The sequence below is a fragment of the Pyrobaculum calidifontis JCM 11548 genome (assembly GCF_000015805.1).
In the GTDB taxonomy this organism is placed as follows: Archaea; Thermoproteota; Thermoprotei; order Thermoproteales; family Thermoproteaceae; genus Pyrobaculum; species Pyrobaculum calidifontis.
Map to the genome: position 1 here is coordinate 1,604,675 of NC_009073.1, position 13,086 is coordinate 1,617,760.

Below are 13,086 nucleotides of genomic sequence, written 5' to 3' on the forward strand. Positions count from 1 at the left end.
AGAGAGGCTGTGGTTATGTCTCTGCGGTTTATAACAGCGGCGTCTACCATCGGCACGTTGATTGAGTGGTACGACTTTTTTGCATACGCATCAGTGTCGCCCTACATATCCGCTAAGTTTTTCCCAAAGGGGGATCCAATAGTCGCTTCGCTTCTCACGTGGCTCATATTCGCCACGGCCTATGTCGTCAGGCCGCTTGGCGCCGTCTTGTTCGGCCACCTGGGCGACAGAGTGGGGAGGAAGGCCACCTTCCTCGCCACATTGACGCTTATGGGGCTCTCCACGTTTGCCATAGGCCTTTTGCCCACCTACGAACAGGTCGGGGTACTGGCGCCCTTCCTCCTGGCGCTTTTCAGGATACTCCAAGGCATTTCGCTGGGCGGCGAGTACGGCGGCGCGTTGACGTACGTGTTAGAACACGCCCCTCCCAACCGCAGGGCCTTCTACGCGGGATTTCTCTCCGCCACGCCTCCAGCCGGCCTCGCGCTGTCGTCGCTTACTCTTGTCTCAACCTCGCTCCTTCTGTCGCGGGCTGACATAGAGGCATGGGGGTGGCGCGTCCCCTTCCTGTTCTCAATTGTGCTTACTATACTCGGCGTGTATCTAAGGCTTAGGCTAACCGAGACTCCGCTGTTTGAGGCGGTAAAGAGGGAGGGAAAGGTGGCCAAAGTGCCAGTGGTAGAGGCCTTTACCAAGTACTCAAAGTGGATTGTAGTAGGCGTCGTGATAAGCGCCGGGCACGCGGTGCTGGCTTACACCTCCACTGGCTACATATTCACATACTTGACCCAGGTGGCGAAGTTAGATCCCTTAACCGTTAACCTTGTCGTCGGCGTGGCGGCGCTCCTCCAGTACCCATTCTACATAATAAACGCGTGGCTGGCCGATAAGTATGGGAGGAAGAGGATTTACATGGCGGGGCTGGCACTGGGGCTTCTCACGTATTACCCAATCTACCAGTGGCTGGGAACGGCGAGGGGATTGGCAGAGACTATATTCGCCGTGTTCATCTTGATATACGCAACCGCGTTTACCTTCAGCGTCTTGGGCACGGCCATAGCGGAGCTGTTCCCCACTAGGGTGAGGTACACAGGAATGTCTCTGACATTTAATATAGGAGTGGGAGTCTTCGGGGGCTTTACTCCCACCGTTGTGCAACTCATAGGCATATCGCTACAGAACCCGCTGGCCGGGCTGATACTGTACACCTACGTCGTGGCGGCGCTGGCGCTGGTCGTGGCCTATTTCTATCTGCCAGAGACTGCCGCCAAGAGGCTGGAGTAGACGTAAGACAAATATAGCCATTTTAATCTGGGGACGTGGCGGAGATTTGTCTAAGGCCTATAGGCGTAGTGGAAGTCGGCTTGCCCCGCAGCGGCGGGGTAGACAGATTTAGTTATGTATCTACCGTAAGGATATTCGACGAGTTTGCAGAGGGGCTGGCGGGTCTCGAGGAATATAGCCATGCCATAATCGTATGGCATCTCCATGAGGCGCCCCCCTACAGGCTGAAGGTTAGGCCGTGGGGCAGGGAGGACATGCCGGAGGTGGGGATCTTCGCCACTAGGTTTACGCCGAGGCCGAACCGCATTGCAACAACCATCGTAAAACTCGTGGACGTGGACCCCCCGCGTATACGTGTCATGGGGCTAGACGCTTGGACAGGTAGCCCCGTGCTCGACATAAAGCCGTACGACCACCTCGACGTGGTAAACGAATTTCGCACGCCGGATTGGGTAGAGCGATTTTTCGAAGAGCAGGGCGGCGCCTTGCCCAAGTGGCTAGGGCCTAGGAGGGCTTAGCAAGGCTCTATCGTCGACGGAGGCTTGGATGTCACCGCATATGTGACCATGACGACTTGGGGCACCTCGGCGGTGATTCGCGAGGAGATCCTCTCAAGCACTTCGTGGGGTATCTTCGCCCAGTCGGCGGTCATGGCATCTTCGCTCTCGACGACTCTCACTGTCACTATGTATCCGACGGCCCGCCTATCTCCCTTCACGCCAACCCACTTGTCGTCGCCCACTACGGCAAACGCCTGCCACACGTTGCGCAAAATCCCCGCCTTTTCTAGCTCCTCTTCCACTATCTTACTGGCCCTCCTTACCACTTCCAACTTCTCCCTGGTAAAGGGCCCTATTATTCTAACCGCGAGCCCCGGCCCGGGGAAGGGCTGTCTATAGACAACCTCGTCTGGCAGTCCCAGGGCCTTTGCCAATCTTCTAACTTCGTCCTTGTAGAACTCTCTGAGGGGCTCTATTAGCTCGAGCTTGAACCACGGGGGTAGACCTCCCACGTTGTGGTGACTTTTTATTCTGTCGGCGCCCTTTACCGCCCCGCTTTCTACTACGTCTGGGTAAAGAGTGCCTTGGGCTAGGTATTTGGCGTTGGGAAACTTCGCGAGAGCCTCTGTGAATACCTCCGCGAAGGTCTCGCCAACTATCCTCCTCTTTTCTTCACAGTCAGAGACTCCCTCCAGCTTTGACAGAAAGCGCTCTCTCGCGTCGACGTAGTAAACCTCTAGGCCAATGGACTTGAGCAACTCGACCACCCGCTCCGGCTCGCCCTCTCTGAAGAGGCCGTGGTCTATGAACACTGCCTTTGCCCTCTCTCCGACTGCCTTATACACTAACACTGCCGTTACTGTGCTGTCGACGCCGCCGCTTACTCCGATAATTACGTCGCCAGCGGTGGCCCTTTCCCTTATCTCCTTGACCAGCCTCTCCACTTGGTCCTCTGGGCGCCACACGTCCCTTATCCCCGCCACCTTTCTGAGAAAGTTTTCCAAGAGCACCTTCCCCTTCGCCGTGTGGGAAACCTCTGGGTGGAACTGCACCCCGTATATGTTGCCCCTGCGCATGGCAGCTATGTACCCCCGCTCCGATACTGCCAACACAGTGAAGCCCGGCGGGGCTTCCGACACGTAGTCGCCGTGGCTCATCCACGTGACCTCCTCGCCGCCCCACCCCTCGAACAACACGTCGGAAACCAGCACCTTTACCAACGTCTTGCCGTATTCTCCCTCGCCTCTGCTCACTGTGCCGCCCATCTTTTTTGCGATTAGCTGGTGGCCGTAGCATATGCCCAAGATGGGCTTTCCCAGTGAGAGGACGTCGTTGGGCAAGTCAGGCGCCCCCTCCTCGTAGACAGAGCGGGGGCCCCCTGAGAGTATGATTGCCCTTACCTCTTCTCTCATTGCCGCCTCTACAGCGTCCTCGGGGGCCACCACCTCTGCATATACCCCAAGCTCTCTGACTCTTCTGGCAATTAGGTGGGCGTACTGGCCTCCGAAGTTTACAACTACGGCTTTTTCCACGGGGCCTTTAAGCGGTTGATATAAAAACTACTCTACTGCCAAGACGTCTAGCTCCAATACGTCTAATTGCGCATTTAAAATCTCAGCAACGCTGGGGGTCGTCCTTCCCCCATCGCCGTGTATAAACTCTTTTACATATAGCCCCCCTTGACATCTCACGTACAGCTCAAATACATGCGGCGAGACGAGACGAGCGTGGATGTCGTATACCATTCTGACCCTCTTCTTCTTAGGGCTAAGCCTCTTTATTCTCCTCGGCGTAAATTGAACCACCGTCCTCCTAGACAGCTCAGACACTTTGGACAACTCCTCCGCAGTAAGCGGCCTCTCAGAGAGCACTAATGCACGGTAAAGCTTTATGTCCGTCTTAGCCTTCTCCTTTATCCTCCTCACCTCTTCTCTGTTGACATAGCCTATCGGCTTGAACACGACGTCGCTGTCCACCAGCGGAGGCACGTCGGCTCTGTATCTTGCCGGCTGCTTTACCTCCACCACGACCGGCCTGCCCGTACCGAGCATCCTGGCATCTGCGTCTTCCCGCCCACCCGCGTGAATCACGTGCTCCACGCCGCCGAATATGTCGCGTACATACTGCAGTTTCTCAAGTAGAGTTGCCTTTACGCCTCCAAATTTCTTTGCCTGGGAAGTCCTACGGCTGAGCTTGAGGTAGATGCCCTCCAATAGGACGGGGTTTTTCAGCACCGAAACGTCGCCGGTTGTAAAGTCTATTTTTACAACTACGTTGGGTCTCAGCTTCTCCACCTTCTTGCCAGGCAGGCGCCTTAGAAGCTCTCGCCCAATGCGCCTATTGATCTCATGCTTTATCGACTCCCCCGTTGTGATTAGAAACCTCTTTACCACCTCGCCCTCTCTCTCCAAAATGTCGCGGGGGAGGGAGGACCCGACCTCGAAGGTTTCGAACTCGACCCCTCTAAGTGCCTCGGCCGCCTTCTCGGCGTACTTTTCCACATCAGCGAGTAAACCGCCGCAGATATAGCACTTCTCTTCTTCCGCCTTTACCCCCACCGTGGAGAGAAATCTGCGGGTGGGCTGGTGAGTCTTTGCCAATTTTACCAAGTCGTTTAAAACGTCGGCGCCACTTCTATACTCGCTGACCAGCTTCATGTGAACCAGCGTCTTTATCGCCCTGCCCCTTTCCCAGTTTTCCAAGGCGAAGCCCAGTTGGGCAAATTGGCGGCCGAGGCACGAGTCGCAGAGGGGGTATGCCCTAAGTATTTCAAGCGCCTTGTCTAATACCTCCATCGACGGCTTGTGGCGGCCGGTTATAAAATGTTCACGGCCATGGCCTTCTGCCGTATAGAAGCCTGTCTGCAGCTATGTTTACCACAGCCACTTGGTGATGCGGCGGCAAATTGCCAAGGCCCAGCCCGCAGTGGGGGGATATGCCATATTCTTGAAGCTTTACGAGGTAGGTAAACGGCGGCTTTGGTAGACACTGCTGCGGCCCCTCTGGGCCCAGCAGGGCTCCGAGGGCCAGCTCCCTCACGCCACTCTTTACCACAACGCCGGGTAAAGGCTTGCCAAGGATTGCCTTTTTCAAGAAGCCCGCGGCGGACTCCTCGTCTGGGTAAAGCCTCTTTACTCTTGCCCCGACAACTTTTACCGCTCTGTCTAGGTCGACGAGGTAGAAGACGGCCTCCGCGTCTTGTCTTACACCGTTTGATATAAGCAGAGCGGCTGTGAGGATCTTCGCATGTATGTGGGGTTGCCTCTTGAAGGCCTCTGTCGACGTGACGACTAAGAAGCGCCTCACCTCATTTTCATGCGCATCTGGCGCTTCAACATCTTGCTCATCTTCTTCATATTTTCAAACACGGTTAGCATCTCCTTTACGTCCTTCGGCGTGACGCCTGCCCCCATGGCTATCCTACGTATGCGGCTTGCGTTTAACACCTCTGGGTGCTTCAGCTCCTCCATGGTCATTGAGCTCAAGATGGCCTTCCACTTGCGCAAGTTCTTCTGCGACAGCTCTATCTGCTCCTCTGACACCTTAATGGCGAAGTTTGACGGCAGGAGTTGGAAGACCTTGCTCAGTGGGCCCAGCTTGAGCAAGCTGTCTATCTGCTTCTTAAAAGTGAGGAGATCTAGGCGGCCGGACTCCAGCTCTTCGAGGACTTTGTCTTCCTCAAAGACGGCCTTTATCTTCTCCACCAAGGCGTCTAAGTCGCCCATGCCGAGTACTCTTGCCACAAACTTCCTAGGGTTAAACAGCTCAAACTCGTCCACGTCTTCGCCGACGCCTATGAACTTCACCCTGGCCCCGGTCTTGGCCACCGCCGCCAGTGCGCCTCCGCCTCTGGCTGTGCTGTCCATCTTAGTAATTATCACCGAGTGTATGGGCAGGTACTTCATGAAGGCCTCAGCCTGCGCCGCGGCGAGCTTGCCCACAGTTGCGTCTATCACTAGGAACACCTCGTCGGGCTTCACCGCGTCATATATGGCCTTGACCTCTTTCAAGAGCTCCTCCTCGTTTCTGTGGCGGCCTGCGGTATCTATGATCACGACGTCCATGTTCTTAAAGTTCTGGACACCGCGCACGGCTATCTCCACCGCGTTTTTCCCATCTCTCTCGCCGTAGAAAGGCACGCCGATTTTCTCCGCCAACTGCTTTAACTGGTCAAAGGCGGCGGGCCTAATCGTGTCAGTCTCCACTAAACCCACCTTATACCCCCTCTTTGCCAAGTACTTGGCCAACTTCGCCGCAGTAGTCGTCTTACCGCTCCCCTCTACCCCCAGGAGCAGTACCACATACGGCTTCTTCGTAGGCTTAAACTCAGCCGGCTGCTCGCCCCCCAACAACTTTACCAACTCCTCGTAGAGCACATAGACCAAATACTCCCTCGGCGGTATTCCCGCAGGGGGCTTCTCCTCCCTTATCCTCTTTACCGCACTGTCGGTAAAGGCCTTTACCAACTCCAGCGGAACATCAGCCTTCAACAAGCTCCTCTGGATTTCCCTCGACAACTCCTGTAAAACCGCCTCGTCTATGTAGTCTACCCCGCGTATCTTCTCAATTAGCTTGCTAAATACCTCGCTCAGCTTCACAGACAGACGCGAGTGAGACAGTAATAAACTTTAGGCCGGCGGTGCCTGTTGCTGAGTAAGCGAGGCGTACCACATGTCCACTTGTTTCATAAAGTTCTCAAGCCTATCTAGAACGTAAATTCCGTAGTGTGGGTATATTTCGAAGACCAGCTTCTGCGGCCTTACCGGCGTCCATCGCATCTTTCTAATGAACATCACTCTAAAGACAAACCCTCTGTACTCCATTAGCTCCAGCTTAATCACGCCGCTGGCCAAGTACTCCTCAACTCCAAACCTGCTTATCTTGTTCTCCCCCGTCGGTATCTCCGAGGTCATCAACGTGGTCACGTCCTTAAGTTTCCTTAGCTGAAACACTAGCTCCCTCATGTACTCCCTTACCCACAGCACGTCTGTGTGAGACGTTATAATCAGCGGGGCTATTGGGTCGATGACGAGCCTCTTTATCCCGAACTTTTTCACATACTCCAGGATTATTTTCGCAATGTCTCTGGGGTCGGCGGACACCTTCTCCTCCTTGGCGTATGTCCTAAAGTGCGTGCGGAGGTCAACGAAGACAAGCTTGTTTTGGCTTTCTAACGCGTCAAGGTCCCACCCCAGCGACTCTCTGACGCCCCTCTTGACGTCTTCCGAGGGCTCGTCAATGGTAATGTAGAGGCCAGGCTCGTCGTATAATTCGGCGCCGGTCTTGAGGAACTGCAGACTGAATATAGTCTTGCCTTGGCCAGCCTCGCCAGCTATTAGGTAGATCTCGCCCCTGCGAAAGCCCCCCTGGAGGAGCTGATCGACGTACCAAATGCCCGTGGGAGCTCTATTGTCGTACTGGTAATACTCCTGGTACTCATAATCCTGCGCATAAGACATACGCCCCCTACTGGCGGCGCAAATATATTTGTTTTGTTCACATATGCATACCCTTCAAGGGCATCTATTTAATTACGTTGCGTTGAATATGTACCACTCCCCCCTAAACTCAAAAAACGTCCTCTTCGCAATGCGTCGCCACAGCTGGTGGGCCTCCGAAAACCGCTGTGGCTCAAGCGAGGAGATGAACAACGCCGCGTCAAACGCCCCATCTCTGAAGGGGGGAAGCCAATAGTCCCCAAGCACCAACTCGCCCAGCTCTCCCCTCCTATCCCTCGCCCTCCTCAGCATATCCTCGGAGAGGTCTAGGCAGACCACGTACTTGTCCGCCAACACCTCCAGCGCAATGCCGACGCCGCACCCGGCGTCCACGACTCTCTCACCTGCTTGCCCCGATATGAGCCAGTACTTCCGCCTCTGCTCTCCGCAGTAAACCTCCTCGTACACCTCGGCCAACTTCTCGTAGAGCTCGAGCACCCCCTTCTTGTCGCCGTACACGTGGGATACGGGACAAACTTTATTAAGTGTGCGGATTGTCCACGGCATGGTCAAGCGGACTCACGGCTACCGTTACAAGAGCCGGAAGTTGCTCTCTAAGGCACCACGGGAGCGCGGAATGTCGGGACTCTCTAGGCTTCTCTATGAGTATAAGCCGGGCGACAAGGTGGTGATAGACATAGATCCGACGTTTATCTCAACGGCGCCCCACCGGCGGTACCAAGGCAAAGTTGGCGTCGTAATAGGCACACGGGGGAGGGCATATGTAATAGAGACGTACATTGGGGACAAGAAGAAGATCATAATAACGACGCCGGAGCATTTGAGGCCACACTTGGGAGGCTGAGCGAGCGGTTCTAGGGGGGCAGTTGCGCGTCTTCTCCGCCTGTGTAGTGTAGCTGTATTTGGTAGTAGAGCTTGTCGAGACCCTCACCGGTTTTTGCAGACACGAATATGGGCTCAATGAATCCGCCTAGGTTGGCCACTGATCGGAGTATCTCTTTCTCATACCTGGGGAGCTCTATGGACTCGAGGAGGATGTCGGGGTCCTCGGCCCATTGGGCTATGTTGGCAACTGCCTCTTCGCTCAAGAGATCCGCCTTATTAACCACGAGGACTTGGGGCTTCTTGAAGCGTATTCTGCTCGAGAGCGCGAGGAGCATCGTGGTTGCAAAGCCGTCGACGCTTTGGACGTAGACTGCGTCTGCCACGTATACTACTAGGCTGTGGACGTCTGAGAGCTTCTGCACGAGGTAGGCGCCGCTCTGTCTAAATGCGAACAACTCCATTTGGCCGGGCGTATCGATTAGGTATATTGGGGCTCCCACCACTTCCATTTCTTCCTTGATTCTCTCCGCCTCCGTGACCACCATGTCCACGGCGGCTATTATAGACGCGTTGGGGCCCAACTTAAACTGCTTCATTATCTTCCTCGCGCTAATCCTATCCCGAATGTCTATGTCGGGAGTGTAGGGGAGATACTCCGCCGCTGGGTCTAAGTTGACGACACCGACGTCGTAGCCTTGGTCGTCGAGCCAGTTATACAACGCAGACACTAGCGTTGACTTGCCTGAGCCAGCCGTGCCGATGAAAAATACTGTATACATTGCGGACTACTGCCCTCTTATTCTCCTTATTTCCTCAGCCACCTTGGCCGCTATGGAGGCCGGCTTCTCGTCGCTTTTCACTAGGAAATAGCCGCGCGCCCGTTCTTCAAACCAAAGCGGGGGGTACTTCTTCTCGGGGTAGGACTCGTAGCTGTAGCCCAGTCTTCTCAAGGCCTCCTCTACCTCTTGTATCGTGGGCTTGGGAACTGCGACGCCTTTTGCGATTATTCTGCCTCTGGATTTGGGTATTGTGGAGTCTAGGTATACAAGCCAGAGGATTCGGCCTCCCCTTTTCTTCATTCTATGAGGACGGCGTTTATCACGCCGTCTTGGCCGGGGCGCGAGGTGACCACGGCCTTCCCCACCTCCGTCTGGATAATGGCCCCCTTAACTATGTAGTTCCGCCTCGCGTAGTCGGGGTTTGATGGGGAGGAAACTATTGAGAGAATTTTCGCTTTTACATGGCGCCTCTCCTTAGGTATGTAGACATTTGCATATCTGGCCTGCCTCAGCCTCACCTTGTGGTTGCCTCCTCTTACCCTCTCCACGTATCTGATATCCTCTTCCCCTAGCTTTGGAATCTGTGGGGGACCTCCGCCGAGCGCCTTCTTTTTCGTCTTTCTTACCCTTCCCTTCTTGCCTCCGCTTGGCTTTACTAAGTCTCCACCTTTGTAAAACGCCCCCAGCTTCACGCCCCCACTACTTGGTGGGGTTTATAAGTCATCAGCCTTTATCTGCCTTGCGGTAATACGGGGATATTGGGGGGAACTCTTATTAAACTAAGCTTCTTAAAAGGCAATGAAACGTATTGGAGTTGCTCTTCACTACTCACGTATGGGGAACCTCGTGGTGCGTCTCTCCGAGGTTCCCCCGCTTTATGTAAATGTGTATACCTTCACGATGAAAAAGGTGGGGGTGTTGTACGACGTAATTGGCAACGTTAAAAGCCCCTACGGGCTTGTAAAGCCCCTAGCCAAAGATGAGAGCATAATTGGACAGTCGCTGTATGTAAGACTTCAGGACCTGGAGAAGAGGAGGGGGAGATGACCCGGAGACTTATCTTCGAGGTGGAGGAGTATCGCTGCCCTGTGTGCGGCAGCGACAAAAACATAGTTATCGACTACGAGGGGGGGCAGATAATTTGTAAAAACTGTGGAACTGTACTAAAGGAGGGAGTCGCCGACTTGGGCCCAGAATGGAGGAAGCCTGAGGCGTCTAGGGCTTATGCAGGGCCCATAGGATCCTCCATTGGCGATATTGAGCGTGGAAATGTGAAAATCACGGATAAGCTCAGGGCCATAATGCTTGGCAAATTCTCAAAGCCTATGTCGACGCCGTTGGAGCGCCTTGAATTAGATGCTAGAGAGTTTTTTGAAAGTGCCAGAGTTAGAATTGGCCTCCCTAAGGTGGTTGTAGACGAAGCTGTGGCTCTGTATAGGGAGGTGTATAAGGCGGGCTTTAGGGCTCCTAGGATCGAGGGGTACGCCGCCGTGTTGTACTTTGTTGCAAAGAGGCATGGGCTAGCTTCGGTGACTCTAAAGGCTTTGACGGAGAAGTTGGGCATTGATAGGTCGGCCCTTATCTCTGCTTATATGGAACTTATGAAGGTGGCGCTAAGCCTCGGCATTAGGCCGCCGAAGGCAGATCCAAAGATCTACATACCGAGAATAGTCGCGTCGCTCGGCATAGGAGATGAGAAGTCTGCAGAGGTGCAACGCGTGGCTGTAGACATTTTGCGGTACATAATATCCTCGCCGCGTATTAGAAATGGTAGAAAGCCCCAAGTCTTGGCCGCGGCGGCCGTCTACTATGCATGTTTCATCGCCGGCGTTGAAGTGACTCAGAAAGAGCTTGCGAGAGCTGCAGACTCCACGGAGGGGCCTATTAGGGAGCTCTTGAGAGAGCTAGCCGACAAGCTCTACATAGAGCTCACCGTGTAGAAGGCTTAAAAAGGTCGGCGTAGTGCTCTTTGTGTCTTCCCAGGAATATACAGAGGAGAGTGATGTATTAACCGAGGTGGAGGTGCAAATTTTACAGGGGCTTGAGAGACTTGGCGGAAGCTACCAGCAGAGGAACTTGTGGAAGTACATTGGGATAGATAGTAAAACTGGTCTGCCCATCTTGGCGAGGCTTGAGAAGCGGGGGTTGATAGTCAGAGAGCGCGTCGGTGGGAATAAACGCGGCGTATATACGATAAGGCTGACGGAGAAGGCCTATAAACTGCTCAGCAAGCTGAGGGAGGAGGCTGTTGAGACTTTTAGAGTTGATGAAAGCTCGCTACCGGAGGAGCTTAGGCTTCTTCTATCTATACCGTGCACCTACTGTCCATACTCGGACAAATGCGGCGTAAGCTTTATCTCTCCCCAGAACTGCGAATTGTTCGCCCGGTGGTCTTACAGGCTTAGGGTATGAGCGTGAGGAGTTTTGTGGCTATTGACATAGAAAATCCCGACGTTGTGAAGAAGATTGAGGAGTTTCAGAGGGAGGTCGCCAAGCTTGGCTTAGACATCAAGTTTGTGGAAAAGGAGAACCTCCACATTACTCTGCGGTTTCTCGGCGAAATACCTCAAAGCCGCGTAAACGACGTTGTTAGGGCCTTGTCTTCGTTGAGATTTACGCGTTTTTCTATGAGGTTGAGCGGAGTCGGGGTCTTCCCCGACTTGTCAAGGCCGCGGGTTTTGTGGATAGGCGTGTCGCAGGGCGCAGAGGAGCTTTCGAGGGTTGCCGCCGCCGTTAGAGCGGCCGTGGATAAGTACGCGGAGCATGTCGAGGAGAGAGATTTTACGCCGCATCTCACTGTGGGCAGGTTGAAGTCTAGTCGAAACGTGGAAAGGCTTAGGGACCTTGTCGCACGCTACAACGGCGTAGAGTTTGGCGTTGTGGAAGTGACTAGCATTAAGCTGAAGAAGTCCGTTCTTACTCCGCGTGGACCTATTTATAGCGACTTATTTACGCTAAATCTTACGTGAGCTTGGAAGAGGTACTGGAGGAGGCGTATAAGCTCGTAACGCCGACGCCCGAGGAGGAGAAAAAGGTGGCCGAAGTGGCCAGCAACGTTAAAGGTCTCGTGGCCAGGTGGGTAGAGGAGAGGGGGGTTAGGGCAGAGGTGCAAGTGCTTGGTTCCAGCGCCCGCGGCACGTGGCTACCGGGCCAGAGGGACATAGACATATTTATAGTTCTAGAGGATAGGTCTATTAAGCCGGAGGAGGTTGTGGAATCTCTTTCCAAGTTTCTAGACGTGGTCGGCGTCAGCTGGGGGCTGAGGTTTGCGCAACATCCCTACTTGACAGTGTTTATAGACGGCTACGAAGTAGATGTAGTCCCTTGCTACAAAATTAGCCCAGGCGAGAGGCCTATAACTGCCGCAGATCGGTCGCCGCTTCACCACCAGTTTCTTATGCAGAGAATGACTCAGCAACAGAGACAAGACGTTAGGCTCCTCAAGCTTTTTCTAAAGGCCATAGGGGTCTACGGGGCTGAGATAAAGGTGGAGGGCTTCTCGGGCTACTTGGCAGAGTTGTTGGTTGTGTACTATGGGAGTTTTCTTGACGTGTTAAAGGCGGCGTCTAAATGGCGCCCATACCGCACCTTTATATCTTTCCAAGAGGTTAAGACTAAGTTCAGGGCTCCCCTAGTCGTGGTCGACCCAGTGGACTCTAGTAGAAATGCCGCAGCTGCCGTGTCTTTAACCTCAATGTCTACCTTTATACTTGCGGCTAGGCGCTTCCTAAAGAGGCCGTCTATGTCGTATTTCCGTCCGACTGTTGGCAAACTTGTACAGCCTCTGCACGTCGTAGAGGTGGTGTTTCCCTACCCAGCTGAGCCTCCCGACATAGTTTGGGGGAAGTACAAACGCTTAGGCCGCGCGCTGTTTAACTGGATTAGGGAATGCGGCTTCAGAGTCTACCGCTGGGGCGTTGAAAGCGACGAGAAAAGCTACGTATCTCTCGTGTATGTCCTAGAGACCGCTGTTCTACCGCCGTACGTCCTCCACAAGGGGCCTCCGGTATACGACGACGCAGTAGATAAATTTGTAGAGAAATACGTGGGCGAGGACGTGGTAGGCCCATTTGTGCAAGGTAGTAGAGTTTATGTGATCAAAAGGCGGAAATATACGCAGATAGCCGACTGTATCAAGGCCAAGTTGGGCGGTGGGGAATACGTCGTAAAACTCGGCGAATATTCAGGCGAGCTGGTGCGTAAGAACCCGTGGATTACTTAAGCGATGTGCTTATAAAA

Annotated in this window: 17 protein-coding genes; 8 read left to right on the plus strand and 9 right to left on the minus strand. The window is 54.1% G+C overall.

Features of this window, described 5'->3' with window-relative positions; translation table 11 throughout:
- The first annotated feature begins 15 nt into the window (after positions 1–15).
- Positions 16–1,284, plus strand: a complete 1,269-nt coding sequence (locus PCAL_RS09105) for an MFS transporter (RefSeq protein WP_193322659.1) — start codon at positions 16–18, stop codon at positions 1,282–1,284.
- 35 nt (positions 1,285–1,319) lie between these two features.
- Positions 1,320–1,802, plus strand: coding sequence for a tRNA (N6-threonylcarbamoyladenosine(37)-N6)-methyltransferase TrmO (tsaA, locus tag PCAL_RS09110; RefSeq protein ID WP_011850398.1), 483 nt, complete (start codon positions 1,320–1,322; stop codon positions 1,800–1,802).
- Here tsaA and guaA read toward each other — a convergent pair.
- The 6 genes from guaA to PCAL_RS09140 form a co-directional block, all read right to left on the minus strand.
- A complete protein-coding gene (guaA, locus tag PCAL_RS09115) occupies positions 1,799–3,316 on the minus strand; it encodes a glutamine-hydrolyzing GMP synthase (protein WP_011850399.1) in 1,518 nt (505 codons plus the stop codon). The genes tsaA and guaA overlap by 4 nt on opposite strands.
- A 27-nt stretch (positions 3,317–3,343) precedes the next feature.
- On the minus strand, positions 3,344–4,579 hold the full coding sequence (locus PCAL_RS09120) for a tRNA pseudouridine(54/55) synthase Pus10 (RefSeq protein ID WP_011850400.1): 1,236 nt from the start codon (positions 4,577–4,579) through the stop codon (positions 3,344–3,346).
- Positions 4,580–4,610: 31 nt separating this feature from the next.
- The gene (locus PCAL_RS09125) at positions 4,611–5,090 is read right to left on the minus strand and encodes a hypothetical protein (protein WP_011850401.1); all 480 of its coding nucleotides are present in this window, start codon (positions 5,088–5,090) and stop codon (positions 4,611–4,613) included.
- Entirely contained in the window at positions 5,087–6,382 is a 1,296-nt protein-coding gene (locus tag PCAL_RS09130) for a signal recognition particle protein Srp54 (protein ID WP_011850402.1), read from the minus strand. The genes PCAL_RS09125 and PCAL_RS09130 overlap by 4 nt, the downstream gene beginning before the upstream one ends.
- A gap of 30 nt (positions 6,383–6,412) precedes the next feature.
- A complete protein-coding gene (locus tag PCAL_RS09135; protein ID WP_011850403.1) occupies positions 6,413–7,243 on the minus strand; it encodes an ATPase domain-containing protein in 831 nt (276 codons plus the stop codon).
- Between the two features lie 72 nt (positions 7,244–7,315).
- On the minus strand, positions 7,316–7,741 hold the full coding sequence (locus PCAL_RS09140) for a class I SAM-dependent methyltransferase (protein ID WP_011850404.1): 426 nt from the start codon (positions 7,739–7,741) through the stop codon (positions 7,316–7,318).
- 46 nt (positions 7,742–7,787) lie between these two features.
- Between PCAL_RS09140 and PCAL_RS09145 the strand changes: the two genes are divergently transcribed.
- Positions 7,788–8,087, plus strand: a complete 300-nt coding sequence (locus PCAL_RS09145; protein WP_011850405.1) for a 50S ribosomal protein L21e — start codon at positions 7,788–7,790, stop codon at positions 8,085–8,087.
- Positions 8,088–8,097: 10 nt separating this feature from the next.
- On the opposite strand, the gene PCAL_RS09150 is transcribed toward PCAL_RS09145, so the two are convergent.
- Genes PCAL_RS09150 through PCAL_RS09160 form a run of 3 tightly spaced genes read right to left on the minus strand, consistent with a single transcriptional unit; the run spans position 8,098 to position 9,539 of the window.
- Positions 8,098–8,847 (minus strand): ATP/GTP-binding protein, encoded by a 750-nt coding sequence (locus PCAL_RS09150; protein ID WP_011850406.1) that lies wholly within the window; start codon positions 8,845–8,847, stop codon positions 8,098–8,100.
- A gap of 6 nt (positions 8,848–8,853) precedes the next feature.
- A complete protein-coding gene (locus tag PCAL_RS09155) occupies positions 8,854–9,147 on the minus strand; it encodes a signal recognition particle subunit SRP19/SEC65 family protein (protein WP_011850407.1) in 294 nt (97 codons plus the stop codon).
- Complete coding sequence (locus tag PCAL_RS09160) at positions 9,144–9,539, minus strand: 30S ribosomal protein S8e (RefSeq protein ID WP_011850408.1); 396 nt, start codon at positions 9,537–9,539, stop codon at positions 9,144–9,146. The genes PCAL_RS09155 and PCAL_RS09160 overlap by 4 nt, the downstream gene beginning before the upstream one ends.
- A gap of 106 nt (positions 9,540–9,645) precedes the next feature.
- On the opposite strand from PCAL_RS09160, the gene PCAL_RS09165 reads away from it, so the two are divergent.
- The 5 genes from PCAL_RS09165 to cca are packed head-to-tail and all read left to right on the plus strand — an operon-like array spanning position 9,646 to position 13,069.
- A complete protein-coding gene (locus PCAL_RS09165) occupies positions 9,646–9,894 on the plus strand; it encodes a Gar1/Naf1 family protein (RefSeq protein ID WP_011850409.1) in 249 nt (82 codons plus the stop codon).
- A complete protein-coding gene (locus PCAL_RS09170; protein ID WP_011850410.1) occupies positions 9,891–10,787 on the plus strand; it encodes a TFIIB-type zinc ribbon-containing protein in 897 nt (298 codons plus the stop codon). Before PCAL_RS09165 ends, PCAL_RS09170 begins: the two co-directional genes overlap by 4 nt.
- 31 nt (positions 10,788–10,818) lie before the next feature.
- The gene (locus PCAL_RS09175) at positions 10,819–11,259 is read left to right on the plus strand and encodes a MarR family transcriptional regulator (RefSeq protein ID WP_193322661.1); all 441 of its coding nucleotides are present in this window, start codon (positions 10,819–10,821) and stop codon (positions 11,257–11,259) included.
- The gene (gene thpR, locus PCAL_RS09180) at positions 11,256–11,816 is read left to right on the plus strand and encodes an RNA 2',3'-cyclic phosphodiesterase (protein WP_011850412.1); all 561 of its coding nucleotides are present in this window, start codon (positions 11,256–11,258) and stop codon (positions 11,814–11,816) included. Before PCAL_RS09175 ends, thpR begins: the two co-directional genes overlap by 4 nt.
- The gene (cca, locus tag PCAL_RS09185; RefSeq protein WP_011850413.1) at positions 11,813–13,069 is read left to right on the plus strand and encodes a CCA tRNA nucleotidyltransferase; all 1,257 of its coding nucleotides are present in this window, start codon (positions 11,813–11,815) and stop codon (positions 13,067–13,069) included. Before thpR ends, cca begins: the two co-directional genes overlap by 4 nt.
- Positions 13,070–13,086 lie beyond the last annotated feature (17 nt).